The organism is Anaerophaga thermohalophila DSM 12881 (assembly GCF_000191885.1).
GTDB classification, from domain to species: Bacteria; Bacteroidota; Bacteroidia; order Bacteroidales; family Marinilabiliaceae; genus Anaerophaga; species Anaerophaga thermohalophila.
In genome coordinates, this window is sequence record NZ_AEWI01000013.1 from 176,814 (window position 1) to 195,879 (window position 19,066).

A 19,066-nucleotide genomic window follows, 5' to 3' on the forward strand; every position below is an offset into this window, starting at 1 on the left:
TCTTATCATATTTTAATTGAGATTAGATTCTTCGGATTCTTCGCTCCGCTCAGAATGACAAGACTGTCTAATCTCATTCTGAGAAAACACGACGAAGAATCTCACAGAGTTGAAAACATCACATCTTTTTTGATTCTTCACTCCGTTCAGAATGGCAGGGACTGCATTGCATTCTGGGTCGAAAGGGAAAATCTCTCTCGTTAAAGCATCGCATTAATAGCAGATTCTTCGCTCCGCTCAGAATGACAAAGCACCTCATGTCATTCTGTGGAAGTACGATGAAGAATCTGTTCCCACTATGTAAATAACTTTCTTTTTGATATCATGAGTGCAGTATAAAAAAGCCTTCAAACTGCTGATTTTTACCATTTTTACCCCTGATCCCTAAAGGGGAACTGCTAAAAATCAGCAGTTTGAAAAAGTCCCCTTGAGGGGATTTAGGGGTCAAAAGGCTTTTTATACTACACTCAATCTTAAATTTTTCAATGGTTCAATCAGATAATCCGGACAACAAATTTATTATTTTTTTGAGAAATGCATGATTGTCGTAAAACAAAATAAGGTGCAAATTTGCAGTCGTACAAAGTAAAACAAATCCATAGTGGTTAGTATCTGTCTGAACTACATATCAATAAATGAGCCTGCTCTGAAAAAGCATTTTTGTTGCTAAACCGGAAACATAGCCGTTGAAGAGGTGGGTTTTAAATGCGGTGTGAAAAAGCATCTTTGTTGCTAAACTCATTTTTTAGATATTAAGAAATAAGACGAATTCTATGATGCCCCATTTTATAAAAATAAATAACTTCACTCCTCATCGTCAAGGCTGGCGGCAATATTCCAATATGTTTGGGCCTTATCCATTTCTCCCAGGCGGGCACAAACATCACCCAGGTTTTTGTATACATCGGGATCGGTTTGCTGAAGATTGGAAGCTTCGAGGAAATCCTGATACGCACCGGAAAAATGACGCAATTGAAAACGAACTTTTCCACGTCCGTAAAGAGCTGCGAAATGCCTTTGTTTTATTTTCAAAATAGCAGAAAAGTCTCTTTCAGCACTTTCCAGGTCACCTGTTTTAGTAAGAAGATTACCCCGTCGAACCAGAGCATCCACAAATTTGGGATTCAGACTTAACGCTTTATTCAGATTAGCCAGGGCGCTTCGCTGGTCGTTAAATTTCACCTCACATTCATTGGCCATCAGGAAATATTCACGGGCAAACTCCTCTACATTCTTTTGCTGCCTGGCCAGTTCATTCTCCAACTCAGTAATTTTGGCTTGCAGGCGGGTAGCAAAGGTCATTTGTGATGCCATAAATCGCTGTACTTCAGGCCTTAAAAGATCGTCCTTTCGATAACCTACTGCTTTTCCGAGATGCCGTGCGGCCTCCAGCCAATTTCCCTGACGGAAACTTTTCAAAGCCGAAACATACGACATATCCGCCTTTGCTTTAGCCAGTTCTTCGCGGATTAGTTGCTGGTCGTTAGCAGACCGGGCAAACTCCTGAACCTGTGGATTAATGATAATATCCCGTGAAGTGACAGGTGTTTTCAGTACAATACCGCTCAACGAGCGGCACCGGCTTAGCGCCACATAAAGCTGACCTCCTGCAAAAGCACCACCACTGAAATCGATAACCACTTTATCGAATGTTAAACCCTGACTTTTATGTACTGTAATTGCCCAGGCAAGCCGCAACGGATATTGGGTAAAAGAGCCTATCTCCTCTTCGATAATGCGATTATTCTTTTCATCGTAGCGATACCTCAAATTGAGCCATTTCTCTCTTGTAACCAGATGAATCTGGTCGTCCCCGGTTCGGACATAGATGCCATCTTCATCGATATCCTCTACAAGGCCAAGCGTTCCGTTGTACCATCTGTGTTGGGGATCGTTTTTTACAAACATCACCTGGGCATTCTCCTTTAAAACAAGTTCACGGAGTGTAGGCAAGGCCGAATCCTGAAATTCACCCTGAATTTCACCGGTAAGAGTAAACATATCTCCCGGTAATTCATCAAGTTTCTGGTCGTTTATATAATTTACGGTATCGCGCCGTGTAGCCAGTGTAATAAACAGCTCATGGGCAGGGGGATCAAAATGGCGGTCAAGACGCTCATTAATGCGCGAAATATCTTCGGGGGTAGCCGAATTTACTCTTATTTTATCCAGCATTCGAACAAAGCCTTCATCATTTTGGCGGTAAACCTTTTTTAATTCAATTTGAACCAACGGGATGCGAGAGAACACGCGTGCTGAAAAGAAAAAAGGCGACTTATAAAACCGGCTGAGTATTTTCCAATCGTCCGATTTAACAACCGGTTCAAGCTGAAATACATCTCCCACCATCAGTACCTGTTTGCCACCAAAAGGTAAGGTTTTATTTTTCGTGTAAACACGCAGTACCTGGTCAATAAAGTCGAGAATATCGACCCTTACCATTGATACTTCGTCGATAATAAGTAAATCGGTTTCCCTGATAAGCCTGATCTTTTCCTTGTTGTATTTGAGGAAATCAAAAATACGGCCGTCTTTGGTCGAAAGATCGGGATCATCGGGCAGAATAGGCCGAAAAGGTATTTTAAAAAAAGAATGCATTGTAACACCACCGGCATTAATAGCCGCAATGCCTGTTGGCGCCACCACAATATGCTTTTTATGCGTATTTTCACAGATATAGCGCAAAAACGTAGATTTTCCCGTGCCGGCACGTCCTGTCAGAAATACCGACGAATTGGTATATTGGATCAGTTGAAGTGCATTTTGAAATTCAACATTATCCAGATCCATATTTACTGGCAATTCGTTCATCGCTGCTCTTCTTTTTCTTCAGTGTTTTGTTCAACTTCATAAGAGCCGTAACGTTTAATCACACTGTAGGCCTCGTAAACTCCTAACTCGCCGGCCTTACTCAGGTCGAGCGTACCTTCGGATGTCTTACCGAGGAAAATTCTTACCAACCCTCTGTTAAAATAGGCTTCGGCAAAATCGCTGTTTTTTTCAATGGCTTTGGAATAGAACTCAACAGCCTCTTCAAAGTTACGAAGAACACTGCTCATATACCCAAGATTGAACCATGCAAATTCGAAATCAGGTTCAATTTCTACGACTTTTTCAAGATCATCAATAATCATGTTATAGTCAAGAATGGCCTGCTGACTGAGTTCATCTCCGGCCCCGGAAACAGCCAACGGATCTTCATCCGGAATTTTTCCGGTGTTCATCTCCTTCACTGATTGTACCATCTTGTAACGGGTGAAAGCTCTGGCAAAGCGGGCAATATAATAATCGGGGTTAATGCGAATGACCTGGTTGAAATTGTCGAGGGCATTGTTCAGGTTTAAAACATCCATATAAAGAAGTCCACGTTCCATCAGGAAGGGTATTTTGTCGGTATCGGATGATGCAGCTTCAATTTTTTGGTCCAGTTTTGATATGGTTTCAAATATAGCCGCTGATATTTCCCTGTCGGGCTCCTTTGTTACGTTGGTTATTTCTATAGAACGCTCAAAAAGGAAATATCCGGTCAACTGTTCAACGTCTCTCTCGAAATAGCGTACCCTGTGTACCAGTGTATCACCGGGGAAGAAAGAAATACCATAGGGCGGTTGCAAGTCGACCATTATGTTCCGGTTTTGAATTTTGCCGCGCAAAGAATGTGGTGTAAGTTGTTCCGGCTGGTCGGTACCAAAATCGTCTAACACCACAATTTTGTCATAGTTCCGGATGTTCCTGTCGTCTTCTTTGCGGGTTTCTTTACGTTTGCGCGGCGTGTCCTTATCTTCTTCGTTATCTCTGGCCGCCATTTGCTGAGAGGTCGATTCGCCAATCTTTTCTCTTCTGTCCATTTCGATCTTCATGGCGGTATTATAGTCGAGCTGTGCTGCCTTGGTTTGACCAAGGGCCTGTTTCACCTCTGCCCTGTTGTAATAGACCGGAGCAAAGTCAGGATAGGCATCTGCAACGATATTAAAATCAGACAGCGCTTTTCTGAATTCACCCTTTTCTTTATAAAGCATGCCCCTGTAATAGAGAGTTGGAAGGTCTTCTCCCCGTAAGGCCAAAACACGGGAAAAATCATCTATGGCTCCGTCAAGGTCACCTATCTCGGCACGCAAAATGCCACGGTTGTTATATCCCATAGCATTCCGTGGTTCCATCTCCACAAATTTATCGAAATCTTCCATTGTACCCCGCAAATCGTCCAACTGGTAGCGAATAATTCCCCTGTTCATGTAAAAAGAAGACTCATCGGGACGTAGCTTTATCGCTTCATTGATATCGGCCAGAGCATCATCAAAATTTCCCCGATAATACTCTATCATGGAACGATTGACATAACCATCAGGAATATAAGGATTAACTTCGATAGCTTTGGAAAAATCTTTCAAGGCCCCGGTAGTGTCACTGGCCGAAAACTTCGCAAGTCCGCGGTTTAAATAAGCTCTGACAAGCTTAGGCGAGGTATCCAGTATTTCGGTATAGGTCGCTATGGCCTTATCGAACTGGCCGGTCAGGATATATGCAATACCCAGATTGATCATCAGGTTGATATTCCGCGGATCAATATCAAGCCCGCGTTTAAAATCGGCGATAGAAGCTTCCGGATTTTTCATGTTCTGATATAGAATCCCGCGAAGATTGTAGGCATCAACCAGATAAGGATTCCTCTCCAAAGCCTCATTGCAATCGTTCAGGGCACCAATGTAATCTTCGAGATAATATTTGCCAAGTGCTCTGTAAAAATATGGCTCAGCAAGATAGGGTTTAGCCCTGATTATCTGATTAAAATATTGAATGGCAAGGACATAATCCTCAAAATAGAGCGCATTCCGGCCAATTATGGTCATCCGGTCAGTATCTATCTGGGATTGAACATTCCCGACGCCAAGTACAAAAAATAATGAAATAATATATAATGTTTTGCGCATATCTCTAATCAATACCTGAATCTGGTTTCAATTTTTCCGGGATTTCCTGCACCATCTGTAATTGCAATTACCAGCCGGTGCGTTCCTTTTTCAAGAAACGGAACTTTTTTCAAATTACAAATTATACGGTCGTTTTTCGCATCATATTCAAAAAGACTCCATCTGCCGTCAATGGTTGCGTCGTACGAAGCAATACCGGAAAATTCATCTTTTATTTTGACAACTATTTCATTTCGGCTACTGTAATCCATACTCTGCGGCGGATTTATAACGGATATTTCGGGGGGAACCGTATCCCTTGTTAAAAGATATTCCCCACATTCCCGGGCCGATATTACAAAATGTGCATCTTCAATTCGGCCACCTGCATACTCCAGCCGGTGATTGTTTCCGAATTTTGCACCACAAAGGCCGGTTTTGTTATTAATTGAATCCAAAGGAATTTTTATTTCAAACGTTTTGTGTACGGGAATGGTTTTATCTAATACTGTAATTACGGCTCCCGTAAGCGACACAAAAGACTTTCTGATGTTGATGTCTCCCCTGACATCCCGATAAAAACTCTCTTTGTCGAACCCGACAACATATCCGTTCTGCCTGAAGGTAAAAGGTTGCGAAGCATCTATGTAAATATTGCCATTTTTATCCAAAGAACCGGAAGTTGTCAAAGCTTTTTCCGCGTGAATTTTGAAATTCAGCAATGATTCATTCCCCGAAATATCTTTTACCACATAAGATAAATGCTTTGTGTCACCTGGTATCATTTGAATTTCACCGCGACTTTCATCGGTTACGTAAACATCATTGTGATTATAGGGGTCGACAAAACTCTTCTGAATGGTACGGCCTGAAGTCACCTTTTCTGCGTAATCGATATGGCTGTTCACAAAGCGGGTATTATGAAAAAAGAATCCATCAATTACAAATGAATAAACCTCTCTGTCGTCAACCTTCAAATCAATTCTGTGGACGCCGCATTCGCGCCAGGAACCGGTATAATAATCAACAACATCGATTCCGATTCCAATGGTACCCGATGCCGGGATGTCCGGATTGTGTTTCAAATGAAAAGCACCATCATAAAAAACCGCCGGAAAATATCTTGCTTCGTGTTTACCGTTAATGGCAGCATCAGCGGATAGTGGATAAATTTTAACTCCCGCGATATGGGGTCTGATATCGTCTTTCACAGGATTGGGAAACATCAGGGGATCCACAGGACGCTGACCAGCTGTTTCTCTCACCTCGAAATGCAAATGAGGGCCACCGGAACTGCCTGAATTTCCGGAAAAACCAATGATTTCACCTTTCGAAACGTCAATTTGTTCAGAAGTGAAATACTCATTGATTGAGAAGGATTCCCTCTCATATTGAAGAGCAGTTACTAACGAATCTATGGGCTCGGAAAAAGCATCAAGATGTCCATAAACGGTTGTAAGACCATTAGGATGAGAAATATAAAGTGCTTTGCCAAATCCACCGGGAGAAACCGCAATACGTGACAAATAACCGTTGTCGGCAGCATAAACAGGCCAGCCGGTTTTGCCTTTAGTTGTAAAATCAACACCCGAATGAAAGTGATTACTTCGTATTTCTCCAAAACTCCCGCTCACGTTGGTCACTTCATCCAGCGGAAAATGATAATGCCACTGAGATGGCGCCTTCTGAGCAGCCAGGTTGAAAAATTGTATGACCGATAATACCGATGACAATATTAAATAATGAATTCTATGCATCAACTGTTTTTTTACTTAAACCCGATTACCGATAAAATGTTACATCCAAAAATTAAACCAAAAGCAGATACTTTATTTCCCCTGAAGGTTTCATGTCGGGTCTTAACAAAATATTGGCTGGTCTCATATTTTATGGGCCTAAAATTAGAAAAAAAATATAGGCTGACACGGGAATGCCTAAACTTACTCCAATAAAAAAGGACTTAAACGCGGAGACACAAAGACGCAAAGTTTTTATTATGTTATGGATAGATTACTCGCAAAGCTCAGAATGACACTGAGTAGAATGTCATCCTATAGAGTATGACAAAGTATTTAACCCCAATTGGTTCATATCCAACTGCAATAGATTTTTCGAATGGCTCAGAATGAAACGAGCATGTCAAATTTCAAATTCCTGACTTACAAATTATTAAAATACTTTAACAGAAAAATTGTGAACTATTTTGTATATTTAACGATTACGATTTGAATGATTGATCGTTAAATTTTATCGAATATTCTGTATCTGTGCGTTTAAGCCATTTTTATGCACAATTGTTATAATCACAAAAAATAAAAACTAAAAGTTATGGAAAACAAAGATGCTTATCTTGAAAAGTTCAATGCAAAAATAAAGGAACTCCAGGCTGATCTGGATAAACTTGATGCAAAAGCACGTCAGGCCGAAGCCGATCTGAAAATCAAATACCAAAAGGAAATTGAAGATTTAAAAAAGAAGAAAACAAAATTTGAATCCAAACTCGATGAGATCAGAAACACTTCCGGTGAGGCCTGGAAAGAGCTAAGAACCGGGACAGATAAAGCTTTTGAAGATTTAAAAACCAGCTGGGAAACAGCATGGGATAAATTTAAACGCGCCAATAATTAACTCTCTTTATTCAGTCTGAAGCAGATATCCTTTTTCAAGGAAAATTCCCTTTTCGGGAGGCTAAGTCCCCTGGAAAGGGAATTTTGGTAAAAGCCATGGAACCGGAAAAGGCATCTGGCAGACTTTTAATGTTTATCGTGGTGACTTAAGCACACTCTCTTGTAAGAATTTGTGAATCTTAAAATTGCTTTTGTAACGTTGCCCCCCGGTGGAAGAAACCAACATTTTTTAAGGACTCGCTTTGCAGAACAAACAATATTTTACCTATATTTGCACCGCATTTGAGAAAACTGTCAAAAGCAACGATCCCGTAGCTTAATTGGATAGAGCACCTGGTTACGGCCCAGGAGGTTGGGGGTTCGAGTCCCTTCGGGATCACAACGCAAAACCGCAATTCTTTAGTTTTTAAAGGGTTGCGGTTTTTTTTGAACCACGATGCACCGTTTTATGTACTCGGTCCTCTCACCACAGATTCGGCCCCCGGATACGACCATATTGTAAGTGCTATTGGCGGGACAGTTGCCGCCATTCACGGAGCAAACTTCCTTTGCTACGTCACTCCCGCCGAGCACCTTTGCCTGCCCGATGCCGACGATGTAAAAAACGGCGTTATTGCCAGCCGTATCGCTGCCCATAGTGCCGATGTGGTTAACAATATTCATGGAGCCCGCGAAAGAGATTTCATCATGTCAAAAGCCCGACGCGGTCTCGACTGGAAAACCATGTACCGCCAGGCACTCGATCCGGAAATGGCACGAAAACGCTAAACAAACCATGAAAAAAACAGCATTTATTTTTTTTGTCATCATTTCGATTGGCAATATGACAAACGCACAACCCCACTCGGGATTCAAGCTTTCCGCCACATTCAATGACACCAAACTGAAATCGGACGGTGAGCAGAAATTGATCCATTTCAGCGAAGGCTCCGGCTGGGAATTTGGCTATTCTTTACATTCTAATAATTGAATTAGATGTAACACTATCACTGTAAAAACTTCGGTTATTCAGGACTAATATCCATTAAAGTCTGGTCCTTCATCACCGGTTCGCCCGTCCGGACGTTGACACCTTTAATGGTTCCGTTGACAGGACTCTGTATTTCGTTTTGCATTTTCATGGCTTCCAGAATCAGCACTGCTTCGCCTTTTTTAACCTTTTGTCCCTTTTCAGCAATTATCTCAACTATCTTTCCGGGAAGAGGGGCAGCCAGTTTGAGGGATGCATTTGCAGACTCTTCTTTTATCTTTTTTGTTCGGCGATGGGATGATTCTGTTGTGATCTCAAAGCTGTAGGTATTCCCGTTTACCGACACGATACATTTATTTTGCCTGATCCGGATCATCTCACCCGTGTGCTTTTTGCCATCGACTTCAATGATGTATTCATCGTTATCGAGCTTGCTGACAGACGTCTCATGTTTTTGATTTCCAATCTTCTGAATAACGCCCTTATTCACTTCAACCGGAATTTTTTTGTCATCGGCCAGGATTATGTATTTCGTACTTTTTGTTCTCATTGGAAATAATTTTTACCGGGTTTCTATATTTTACTCCCACCGCACGTTGCTTCTGTTACCGCTTTTGCTCCTTCCTATTTTTTCAAAAACCTGCTGAAGAGCCATGGACTCACATTCTTTTCCCTGATTTCTGCATGGTCGATACTTTCAATCTCTTTTAAATACTCTGTCATGCCCAGCAGAATTGCAGCCACCATCTCGTTGTCTTCCTGGTAAAAGTTTTGTTCAAGTTCCTTTTCAATAAAAGAGGTTGAATAGATGCCTTCTCTGAACGAGTCGTTGTTAAGTACCATTTTAAAAAAAGGCAAGGTCGTCTTCACGCCTTTAATCTGAATACCATTAATAGCGCTTATAGCTGTCTTCAAAGCCGATTTCCGGTCACTTCCTTTTACAATCAGCTTGGCAATCAGTGAATCGTAACACGAGGGGATGATATCACCGTCAACATAGCCGGCGTCGACACGAACGTGGCGTTTGGACGGGAACTTAATTTTTTCCAGTATCCCGTTCTCGGGTGAAAAATCGGATTGTACATTCTCCGCATTGATCCGAAACTCAATGGCGCATCCCTTTAGTTTTATATCTTTTTGCGCCAGGGAAAGTTTCTCACCATCGGCAACCCTGATTTGTTGTTCAATAAGGTCAATACCGGTAATTTCCTCAGTCACCGGGTGTTCCACCTGAATCCGGGTGTTCATCTCCATAAAATAGTGATTAAGATGTTCATCCACCAGAAATTCGACCGTACCCACGCTGTAGTATCCGGTTGCTCTACACAATTTTATGGCATCACGGCCCATTCTTTCCCTGTTGGCCTCATCAAGCGCAGGCGAAGGAGCCTCTTCTAAGAGTTTCTGATGTTTTCGTTGAATAGAACACTCTCTCTCGAAAAGATGCACCACATCGCCATGCTGATCGGCCAGTACCTGAAACTCGATATGACGTGGATTTTCCACATATTTTTCGATGAAAACGGCAGCGTTTCCAAAAATGGACATGGCCTCTTTGGAGGCGGCATTGAACATGCGCGGAAGTTCATCTTTGTTACGGGCAACGCGCATACCCTTACCTCCACCTCCGGCCACAGCTTTAATAATGACCGGATAACCAATAGAAGCTGCTGTTTTTTCTGCTTCTGCCTGTGAAGTAATAATTCCGGTACTACCGGGTAAGACCGGCACATTGTTTTTTATAGCAATGTCGCGGGCCACTCCTTTATTTCCCATTTGGTCAATATGCTTGTCGGAAGGCCCGATAAAAACAATGTTGTTATGTTTACATTCCCTGGCCAGAGCAGGATTTTCAGACAAAAACCCATAACCGGGGTGTATGGCATCGATGTTGAACTTAAGTGCAGATTCTATAATTTTATCAATGTTGGTGAAAATATTATAGAAGGTTTCTTCAGAAACATCTATAATTTCATCGGCATGCTTCAAATAATGGGCATTGGGTTCCTCATGGGTCAGAAACATGAATGTTTTAATGCCCATTTTGCGTGCTGTGCGTGCTATTCGTATGGCAATTTCACCCCGGTTGGCTATTAATATCGATTTTATTTTCATCCGTATAAAATTAGTCTAAGTTATTGGTCTGATGGAACTCGCATGAATGAGTTTTATACATGTTCTTTTGTGACAAACTTTGCCATGCTCGTTTCATCCGTATAAAATTAGTCTAAATTATTGGCCTGATGGAACTCGCAATTCATAAAATACCAATTGCTGAGTTATGCATGTCGCCAAACATACCGGTTAAAATATTTTCCCTTTACAATGGAATATTCCCATGCTTCCGTGGAACTTTCTCTTCGTATTTATTTTCGAGAAGGCCAAAAGCCGAGATCAGAACCCGGCGGGTATCAACAGGATCGATCACTTCATCAATAAATCCCTTCTCTTCAGCAATAAAAGGATTGGCGATTTGCTCTTTGTAATCCTGCACCAGTTTATTCTTCAGGGCTTCGGGGTCATCGGCATCAGCCAATTCTCTGCGGTTCAGAATTTTCACTGCACCCTCCGGTCCCATTACAGCCATTTCGGCCGTCGGCCAGGCAAAATTAAAATCACCTCCCATGCTTTTGCTGTTCATAACGATATACGCTCCGCCATAAGCTTTACGCAGAATCACGGTAATTTTAGGTACGGTTGCTTCCGAAAATGCATAAAGTAATTTGGCACCATGCATTATAATTGCATTGTGTTCCTGATCTGTCCCGGGCATAAAACCCGGAACATCTTCCAGTACCAGAATGGGAATATTGTAGGCATCACAAAACCTGACAAAACGGGCTGCCTTGCGCGAAGCATTAATATCAAGAGTTCCGGCCATTACTTTGGGTTGACTGGCAATGATACCTACTACCTGATTATCGAGGCGACCAAAACCCGTCACGATATTTTGGGCAAAATTTTCAGCCACTTCAAAAAAACTGTTTCTGTCGACGATGCGAATAATAATATCTGTTACATCGTAAGGTTTGCCTGAATCTTCGGGAAGCACCAGCGAAATATTATTCATTTTAAGCGGCTCTATCTCTTCCACACTGCTCACAGGCGGATGTTCCATGTTGTTGGAAGGCAGATAGGTAAGCAATTTCTTTACGCCCAACAGGCAATGCTCCTCATCGGAGTAAACAAAATCGGCCACTCCCGAGGTGGCAGAATGCACATCGGCACCACCAAGCTCTTCAAATGAGACCTCTTCATTAAGTACTTCTTTCACAATTTGAGGACCGGTAACAAACATGTGAGAAGTATTTTTAACCATAAAACGGAAATCTGTCAGAGCAGGTGAATAAACAGCTCCCCCGGCTGCCGGCCCCAAAATCACAGAAATTTGAGGGACTACACCTGAAGATGCTACATTGCGTTTAAATATGCCTGCATAGCCTGCCAGACTGGCGATACCTTCCTGTATGCGGGCACCTCCCGAATCGATCAACCCGATGATGGGATGTCCCATTTTCAGTGCCAAATCCTGTACCTTCTGAATCTTTGTTGCATGCACATACCCCAATGAACCACCCATAAAATTAAAATCCTGTACATAAATAAGCACTTTACGTCCGCTGATAGTACCATAGCCGCAGATCACACCATCTCCAAAAATATCCTGACTCTGATCCAACGGCTTAACAAAAGCATCGATTTCATGAAAGCTGTCTTCGTCCAAAAGTAACTCAATTCGTTCCCTGGCCGTCAGCTTGCCTTTGGAATGCTGTTTGGTCGAATAATCACCCCCATATTGTTGTTCCAGTTTTTCCTTTCTGGAATAAAACTTCCTGTAAGGCAATCTGTTATCCTGCATAATTTCCATAATTTTAATTTATGAGTCCACTCCTAAAAGCTTCTGTCAGTATCATAATTTATCATATCCATCATGTAAAGTTGCATAATGAGCATAACGAAAACAAATTCTTAATTCTTATGGTACCTGCTTTCTAATAACCAATTTAGCGGTTTAATGTTTATTTGCAAAATCCAAACAAAAATTCCACACCCATCTGAAACCATAGTTGAAAAATTCCTGCAAATACTGTTTAACCAGGCAATACTCAAGATAATCGTATCGGATAAACGGAGCCGGATAAGTGTCAAAATTCGAAAATGCCTGATCCCCTGCAGATTCGCCCTGCACAGTATAGTTTAAAATTGTGATGTATTTCTTGCCGATTCGATGAAGTAAATCATCTCATTTGGTCTCATACTTCACCTAAATGAGTGATTTCCTAAATCGCTTCCGCAAAGGATATCATCAATGCTTGAGCGCTAAAAAGGAAATATATTTTTTGGCCGGACAATAGTATATATTATTATAGCGAATTATGCTTGCATGTGCAGTTTTTTAGTTATTTTCAACGTCATAAAACAATTATTTTTAAATCCAATTCAAAAACCAATGAAACGAGCATGGCAAAGATTGTCACAAAAGAACATGTATAATTAACCTTTAATCATCTAAGAAACCAAAAACAGGGAACAGATTTTTCGTCGTTACTCCTAAGAATGACATTAGACAGCCTGTCATTCTGAGCGGAGCGAAGAATCTAAAATCAATTAAAGCATAATAAGTTCCATAAGACCAATAACTTAGACTAATTTTATACTGATGAAAACAAAACACATTCTTTACACACTGCTACTTACCCTGGTTATTTTTTCCTGTGGAACAAATAACCAGGAGAACAGCAAAAAATCAGGAGAAACCGGTACAAACGAATTGAAATCCGTCAAACTCAACGATGCCAAAACTGTGGTAGAATTATTAGAAATAGCCGATGAAAAGGTTGATAAAGAAGTTGTTGTAACCGGACTGGTTACACACGTTTGTCGACACAGCGGGAAACGATGTTTTCTGATGGATGATAACGGAAAAACATCAATCAGACTTGAAGCCGGAGGTAACATCAACGGCTTTAATCAGGAATTGTCGGGTAGTAAACTGGTGGCCAAAGGAATTTTGAGAGAAAACCGGCTCTCATCGTCATACATCGACGAATGGGAAGAAAAAACACTCGAAAAAAAAGAAAAGGCTGAAATCGATGAAAATGCCTGCAGTTCAGAACTCAACAATATAAAAGAGATGCGAAAATGGATGAAAGAAAATAACAAAGACTATTACGCTGTCTATTATATTGAAGGAATTGATTATGAAGAGATAGAATAACCGATGAGGTTAACTTTAAAAAATGCAATCTTTCGTACAAATAGCCCGTCAAAAAGGCCTAAACGCAAAGCTTTTAATATGAGAGGGTTGCTGTTTATTTCCCGGGTTTTACAAACAATTAATTACCAGTTATTTGTAAAAGTTTAACGGAGTATTGTCAGTTAGTAGATTGAGGGTGAGGGTGAACAAGCAGAACCCAACTCAGAACTCCAAAGTCTACCTTGACGAATTTAGGAAACCAAAAATACGAGACTCAGAACCCGGAACACAGAACACAGAACACAGAACACAAAACTCAGAACACGAAACCCAGAACCCAGAACACGAAACAATCACCCCTGCCGACAAACTACCTCCATCAATAATTGGGATTTTCAACGAATAAATTTAATATTGTGTAAGCGAATAATGAGTGTGGTAGAAAAAGCATATTTTTGTCAAAATCGAGGCATTTTAAATTTTTGTACCGGAGTTAACTCATTGTTAATGAGGATGCAAAAATTTAAAACAACACTGAGTTTGGCAATAAAGATGCTTTTTAAACCGGGCTCAATAATGCTAACGATATTTATCAGATTATGCCCGTAAAAATACTTGCAACCGGTGACATTCATATTGGAAAAAAATCTGCCGGTCTGCCGGCCGAAACTGAAGAAATTGCCACCAAACACACGTGGATGCGCCTGGTCGATTTGGCCATCGAAAACCAATTTGATGTCCTGTTGCTGACCGGTGACATCGTAGACCGGGACAACCGTTATTTTGAAGCCATAGGTCCGCTGCAAACAGGTTTCAGCAAACTAAAAACGGCAGGAATTGCTGTCTTCATCATTGCAGGTAACCACGACTTCGATGTTCTGAAACAGGTTGTAAACACATCGGAATATGACAACATCCATATTTTAGGAGCTAACGGAAACTGGGAAATCAAATCATTCAGCGCAAACGAAGAGGAAGTAAGGTTTGTCGGCTGGTCGTTTCCCGAGCGTTACATGCATACCGATCCGCTTGAACAACTGAATATCAAAGACTCCGAACTTCCTACCTTCGGACTTCTTCATGCCGAATTAGATACACCGGACAGCCGTTATGCCCCGGTAAAAACAGAAAATTTGCTAAGTCATCCGGTAGATGCCTGGATACTGGGACACATCCATAAACCTTCGACCATTCCGGAACATCAGCCTTTCGTGCTTTATCCCGGCTCGCCACATGCCCTGAGCGCCAAGGAACAGGGAAAACACGGACCACTGCAAATAACCGTGGAATCGAAGAACAACATCCGCATTGAGCAAATTCCCCTGTCGCCCGTTCGTTACGAGACACTCAACATCGATATTTCTGATGCCCGCGATGAAGAAATACTCAGAAAAGTGGTAACGGACAACATCAATCGGTGCAGAGAGCAAAACAAAACCGAATTGGGCGAAGTCCGCCACCTGGTTTTTGACATCATGCTTTATGGCGAACATCCGGCCAGCAAAGATATTGAAAAGTGGATGGCAACAATCCGCGATGACTTTTCCAGGTCTGATGATGAATTAAACCTGTCGGTTCGAAAAGTGGCGTTTGACATCAGGCCCGGCGTGGAAAATATGGAAGAGCTGGCCAAAGAATCTTCACCTGCAGGTTTGCTGGCAGAAACCATCCTGGCCATACAGAACGGGCAATCCACTCCCCTGCTGAACGAGCTATTGAAAAAATGGAAGGCTGGTGCTGAACGCATCAACAATTCACCCGTCTATCAAAATTTAAAATGGAACGACAGAACCATTAATGTTAATGACCAGACCGGCAAAAAAGAGATACTGAATCAGTGTAAACGACTGCTTGGAGAACTATTAAACCAAAAGTCCTGAAAATGAACAAACTCCCATATATTATCAAGCGACTCGATATCCGTAAAATGCCGGGATTTCCCGGTGGATTACGACCATTTGATGATCTGTCATCTGACATAAATATTGTATCAGGCCCCAATGCATCGGGCAAGAGTTCCACAGCCCGGCTCATACAACAACTCATCTGGCATAAGCATACCATAGGACTGGAGGCCAATGCTTCCATACTTCTGGACAATCAGGAATGGGACATAAAAATTGATCACGGAAAAATACAGGTTCTGCACGAGGGCCGCGAAGAATCAATAACAGGACTCCCCGCAGCAGAAGGAAGTCACCGCTATTTTCTGGCTCTGCAGGACATGGTGGCCGAAGAAGACCAAAATGCCGCCGAAACCATCGCCCGCGAGTCCATCGGGGGCTACAATCTCGACCTGGCAAAAGAAGAGCTTGGTTATTCCGATGCTATTTTCACCAAAAACATCGGCGAATTTAAGGCACTTGACAAAGCCATTCAGAAATATCATGCAACACTCAGCAACCAGGAAAGGATAAAACGCGAAGAGAACAGCCTGGATAAACTATACAAGGAAAAAGAAGAAGCTGAACTTGACAGGCAAAGAAGCAGTTTTTTTAAAACATTAGCCGAATTTCTGAATGCCCGAAATGCTTACAACCAAATTAACACCAAACTGGAACAGTTTTATCCTTCAATGGACAAGCTGACAGGTAACGAGCCGGAACAAATTGAAAAGTTGGAGCAACAGATTCGCCACTCGAAAAACATTATCGAACAGTCCAACGCAGATATAGAAGAAAAAACCAGAAAACTCGGACAACTCACCATCCCAAAAAGCGGAGTAGCTTCTGCCGTTATTGAAGAACTGGAAAATCGCACAGAAAATATCAAAGAACTGACGCGAACAATAAACGATAACGAAGAAAAAATTGAAACACTGAAAATTCAGTCGCAGGAAGCTTTAAAAAATATTGACGTAAACATTAATCCCTCAGAATGGGAAGGACTTGACCTGAACGATGTTGGACAACTCGACCGTTTTCTGCAAAGAGCCCACAACTTACTGGGTCGGAAGGCATTTCTGAACAACCAGATGGAGCTTCTGACGCAGGAACTCACTAATCTGGGGGAATTGGAATCCGATGGTGAAAAAATCAGCTCAGGTATTAACATTCTTAACAACTGGCTCACCGGGCAACAAGCGGGTAAAGAAACACCCAACTGGCTTGTACCGCTGCTTATTGTGCTGGGCGCAGTTACCGCCATTGCTACGTTCTTTTTTGGATGGCCGGGACTTTCAGGCATTATTCTGATGGCAGGAGCATGGATTTTTTCCAACCTTAAAACAACGAAACAGGACACTTTGCAGATCAGGGAACAGGATTACCGTAAAACCGGACTGAAACAGCCCGGTCAATGGCACCCCGACGATGTTGTTGAACTTCTGAATGATCTGGTTAAAGACCTTCAAAAAGCTCACCACAGGGATGACATCATCAGAAAACAAAAAGATATTGAAAAACAACTCCGCGATACCAATAGCGAATTAAAACAGTTGGAAGAAACAAGAAACCAACTGATAGAAAAAATAAAAACTGCTCCGCACATCCCGGAAATTTCCGAAAACGATTACACCAGCCTGGTCTGGTTCATCGAAAACCTTAAAAAATGGCAAAAATCCCATCTGGAATTATTATCACTACAAACAAAAACACGACATCTAAAGTCGGAACTTCAAACAGAACTGGCAAAATGCAATCAAATTTTTTCGGAGACCGGTTCTTCTTCAGCCAATGATATTTCACAAATCAAAGCCACATTATCGGAATTAAAAAGGCAGGAAAACGATCGGCGCGAACTTGTGCGGCAAATACAACAGTCCGAAAAAGAGATTGATAATCAGGATAAACTATTGAAAGAGGCCCGACAGGAACTGTCAGAGATATATTCTCGTCTCGATATTGACGAAGGCAAAAAGGGCATCATCCGCCAAATGACAGAACAGCTGAAAAATTACAAAAGCCTGAAAGACAATTTGATAGGTGCAAAAGCCGGCTATCAGGAAAAAGAGCGTCTTTTAAAAAACCATCCATTATATTCTGATTATAAACAAGAAACAGAACATTTAACCGCTGAAGAAGCTCTTGACAAATCTGAAGAGTATGCGCGCCATGCAGGAAACTGGGAAACCATCATTGAGCAGATTAAAGAGATAGAAAATGCCGTCAGACAAATAAAAAACGGACACGAACTGGAAGATGTTCTGACCCGAAAAGAAAATGCTCTAACCGACCTTGAAGATGTTTACCACAACAACATTTCCGGCTTTACAGGACATCTCATCGTTGAAGAGCTGAAAGCACAAACCCGCGACCAGAACCGCCCGCAGGTTTTCAAAGCTGCCGGTGAACTATTTAACCGGATTACCACGGGCCGTTATGAACTGCGTCTCGACAATAAAGAACAGGCCGTATTTACCGCTTACGATACGGTTTTGAAGCTGGAACAACCCTTATCACAGCTGTCGACAGGAACCAGAGTACAGCTCTTGCTGGCAGTGCGCCTGGCATTTATCGAAAAACAGGAAGAAACAATAAAACTTCCCTTGCTGGCTGATGAGCTTCTGGCAAATAGCGACGATGAAAGGGCAAGTGCCATCATTCAGGCCCTGATTGAAATCAGTCGCGAAGGCCGGCAAATCTTCTATTTCACTGCTCAGGACGACGAAGTAAAAAAGTGGTTTTCGTTCCTGAAATCAGAAAACGATATACATTTCACCCACGTAGCCCTGACGGGAGATTCAGGCATATCTTACTCAGACAACATCAGCCAGATATCGCCGGAGGACATTAAATTTTCATATTCTGCTCCCCGCCCCGAAGAGAAAAATCACGCAAAATATGGCGAAGCGTTGGCAGTATCCCCCTTCTCCCTGCTCACCGACGACATTACTTCACTTCATCTGTGGTATCTGATCGACGATGTCAACCTGCTTTACCGGTGCCTGCAAAAAGGCATCCGCCAATGGGGACAGTTGCAGAGTTTCGTTCAAAACAACGGTCGTATCTCCGGTTTGGATGATGATACCTGGCAAATCATCTGCAACAAAGCAGAACTGCTGGAGCGATTTAAAGAACTCTATACCATTGGTCGTCCAAAACCAGTTGGCCGTGATGTTTTGATGCAATCCGGACTTATCTCCGATACATTTATCGATGCCGTGACAGAAAAAGCAGTCGAACTCAACGGCAATCCCGAACAATTGCTACTGGCACTAAAAAATGGTGAAGTCCCAAGATTCTATAAAACCAAAACCGAAGAACTGGCGGACTATTTTACGGCAAACAATTACATCGACGAAAATGAACCGATGCCCATGGATGATATCCTGCTAAAACTACAGGCTTTTATCTCAGAGTCGGGTATAGATGCTAAAGATGCAGAGGAATTTTTGCGGATGATTATTGACAATAGATCGTAA

The 19,066-nt window shown here is 42.0% G+C and carries 13 protein-coding genes, 1 tRNA gene and 1 pseudogene; 7 read left to right on the forward strand and 8 right to left on the reverse strand.

Translation table 11 applies throughout. The features are described 5' to 3' along the window. Window positions 1-255: 255 nt before the first annotated feature. The 4 genes and pseudogenes from ATH1_RS22760 to ATH1_RS0105760 form a co-directional block, all read right to left on the reverse strand. Window positions 256-487 (reverse strand): annotated as a pseudogene (locus tag ATH1_RS22760) (hypothetical protein). 317 nt (window positions 488-804) lie between these two features. Continuing rightward, on the reverse strand, window positions 805-2,811 hold the full coding sequence (locus tag ATH1_RS0105750) for an AAA family ATPase (protein WP_010418817.1): 2,007 nt from the start codon (window positions 2,809-2,811) through the stop codon (window positions 805-807). After that, a complete protein-coding gene (locus tag ATH1_RS0105755) occupies window positions 2,808-4,931 on the reverse strand; it encodes a tetratricopeptide repeat protein (RefSeq protein WP_029163978.1) in 2,124 nt (707 codons plus the stop codon). Before ATH1_RS0105755 ends, ATH1_RS0105750 begins: the two co-directional genes overlap by 4 nt. A gap of 8 nt (window positions 4,932-4,939) precedes the next feature. Next, on the reverse strand, window positions 4,940-6,667 hold the full coding sequence (locus ATH1_RS0105760) for a M23 family metallopeptidase (RefSeq protein ID WP_010418820.1): 1,728 nt from the start codon (window positions 6,665-6,667) through the stop codon (window positions 4,940-4,942). 571 nt (window positions 6,668-7,238) lie between these two features. On the opposite strand from ATH1_RS0105760, the gene ATH1_RS0105765 reads away from it, so the two are divergent. The 4 genes from ATH1_RS0105765 (at window position 7,239) to ATH1_RS0105780 (ending at window position 8,507) form a co-directional block, all read left to right on the forward strand. Continuing rightward, a complete protein-coding gene (locus ATH1_RS0105765; protein WP_010418822.1) occupies window positions 7,239-7,538 on the forward strand; it encodes a sll1863 family stress response protein in 300 nt (99 codons plus the stop codon). Window positions 7,539-7,842: 304 nt separating this feature from the next. Further along, window positions 7,843-7,916: transfer RNA gene (locus ATH1_RS0105770), tRNA-Arg, on the forward strand. Between the two features lie 47 nt (window positions 7,917-7,963). Next, entirely contained in the window at window positions 7,964-8,305 is a 342-nt protein-coding gene (locus ATH1_RS20420) for a phosphomethylpyrimidine synthase ThiC (RefSeq protein ID WP_245531720.1), read from the forward strand. Window positions 8,306-8,312: 7 nt separating this feature from the next. Further along, window positions 8,313-8,507, forward strand: a complete 195-nt coding sequence (locus ATH1_RS0105780; protein ID WP_010418828.1) for a hypothetical protein — start codon at window positions 8,313-8,315, stop codon at window positions 8,505-8,507. Window positions 8,508-8,541: 34 nt separating this feature from the next. Here ATH1_RS0105780 and ATH1_RS0105785 read toward each other — a convergent pair whose 3' ends face one another. From ATH1_RS0105785 to nrdD, 4 genes are all read right to left on the reverse strand, one after another. Then, window positions 8,542-9,057, reverse strand: a complete 516-nt coding sequence (locus ATH1_RS0105785) for a biotin/lipoyl-containing protein (protein WP_010418831.1) — start codon at window positions 9,055-9,057, stop codon at window positions 8,542-8,544. A 74-nt stretch (window positions 9,058-9,131) separates the two neighbouring features. After that, window positions 9,132-10,622: an acetyl-CoA carboxylase biotin carboxylase subunit gene (locus ATH1_RS0105790; protein WP_010418833.1), complete on the reverse strand. Its 1,491-nt coding sequence runs from the start codon at window positions 10,620-10,622 to the stop codon at window positions 9,132-9,134. A 205-nt stretch (window positions 10,623-10,827) separates the two neighbouring features. Further along, window positions 10,828-12,366 (reverse strand): acyl-CoA carboxylase subunit beta, encoded by a 1,539-nt coding sequence (locus ATH1_RS0105795; protein WP_245531721.1) that lies wholly within the window; start codon window positions 12,364-12,366, stop codon window positions 10,828-10,830. 153 nt (window positions 12,367-12,519) lie between these two features. Continuing rightward, on the reverse strand, window positions 12,520-12,732 hold the full coding sequence (gene nrdD / locus ATH1_RS22765) for an anaerobic ribonucleoside-triphosphate reductase (protein ID WP_425358285.1): 213 nt from the start codon (window positions 12,730-12,732) through the stop codon (window positions 12,520-12,522). A 435-nt stretch (window positions 12,733-13,167) separates the two neighbouring features. Here nrdD and ATH1_RS0105805 point away from each other — a divergent pair, with 435 nt between their 5' ends. The 3 genes from ATH1_RS0105805 to ATH1_RS0105815 all read left to right on the forward strand — a co-directional run bounded on the left by ATH1_RS0105805 (window position 13,168) and on the right by ATH1_RS0105815 (window position 19,066). Beyond that, on the forward strand, window positions 13,168-13,725 hold the full coding sequence (locus ATH1_RS0105805) for a hypothetical protein (RefSeq protein WP_010418839.1): 558 nt from the start codon (window positions 13,168-13,170) through the stop codon (window positions 13,723-13,725). A 578-nt stretch (window positions 13,726-14,303) separates the two neighbouring features. Continuing rightward, complete coding sequence (locus ATH1_RS0105810; RefSeq protein ID WP_010418840.1) at window positions 14,304-15,584, forward strand: metallophosphoesterase family protein; 1,281 nt, start codon at window positions 14,304-14,306, stop codon at window positions 15,582-15,584. 2 nt (window positions 15,585-15,586) lie between these two features. Next, window positions 15,587-19,066, forward strand: coding sequence for an ATP-binding protein (locus ATH1_RS0105815; protein WP_010418842.1), 3,480 nt, complete (start codon window positions 15,587-15,589; stop codon window positions 19,064-19,066).

What these genes read in the sequence shown, in the direction of transcription:
- ATH1_RS0105790 (WP_010418833.1), bottom strand. Translation starts at nt 10,622, where the DNA reads ATGAAAATAAAATCGATATTAATAGCCAACCGGGGTGAAATTGCCATA.
- ATH1_RS0105785 (WP_010418831.1), bottom strand. Translation starts at nt 9,057, where the DNA reads ATGAGAACAAAAAGTACGAAATACATAATCCTGGCCGATGACAAAAAA.
- ATH1_RS0105755 (WP_029163978.1), bottom strand. Translation starts at nt 4,931, where the DNA reads ATGCGCAAAACATTATATATTATTTCATTATTTTTTGTACTTGGCGTC.
- ATH1_RS0105815 (WP_010418842.1), top strand. Translation starts at nt 15,587, where the DNA reads ATGAACAAACTCCCATATATTATCAAGCGACTCGATATCCGTAAAATG.
- ATH1_RS0105750 (WP_010418817.1), bottom strand. Translation starts at nt 2,811, where the DNA reads ATGAACGAATTGCCAGTAAATATGGATCTGGATAATGTTGAATTTCAA.
- ATH1_RS0105765 (WP_010418822.1), top strand. Translation starts at nt 7,239, where the DNA reads ATGGAAAACAAAGATGCTTATCTTGAAAAGTTCAATGCAAAAATAAAG.
- ATH1_RS0105780 (WP_010418828.1), top strand. Translation starts at nt 8,313, where the DNA reads ATGAAAAAAACAGCATTTATTTTTTTTGTCATCATTTCGATTGGCAAT.
- ATH1_RS0105805 (WP_010418839.1), top strand. Translation starts at nt 13,168, where the DNA reads ATGAAAACAAAACACATTCTTTACACACTGCTACTTACCCTGGTTATT.
- ATH1_RS0105760 (WP_010418820.1), bottom strand. Translation starts at nt 6,667, where the DNA reads ATGCATAGAATTCATTATTTAATATTGTCATCGGTATTATCGGTCATA.
- ATH1_RS0105795 (WP_245531721.1), bottom strand. Translation starts at nt 12,366, where the DNA reads ATGCAGGATAACAGATTGCCTTACAGGAAGTTTTATTCCAGAAAGGAA.
- ATH1_RS0105810 (WP_010418840.1), top strand. Translation starts at nt 14,304, where the DNA reads ATGCCCGTAAAAATACTTGCAACCGGTGACATTCATATTGGAAAAAAA.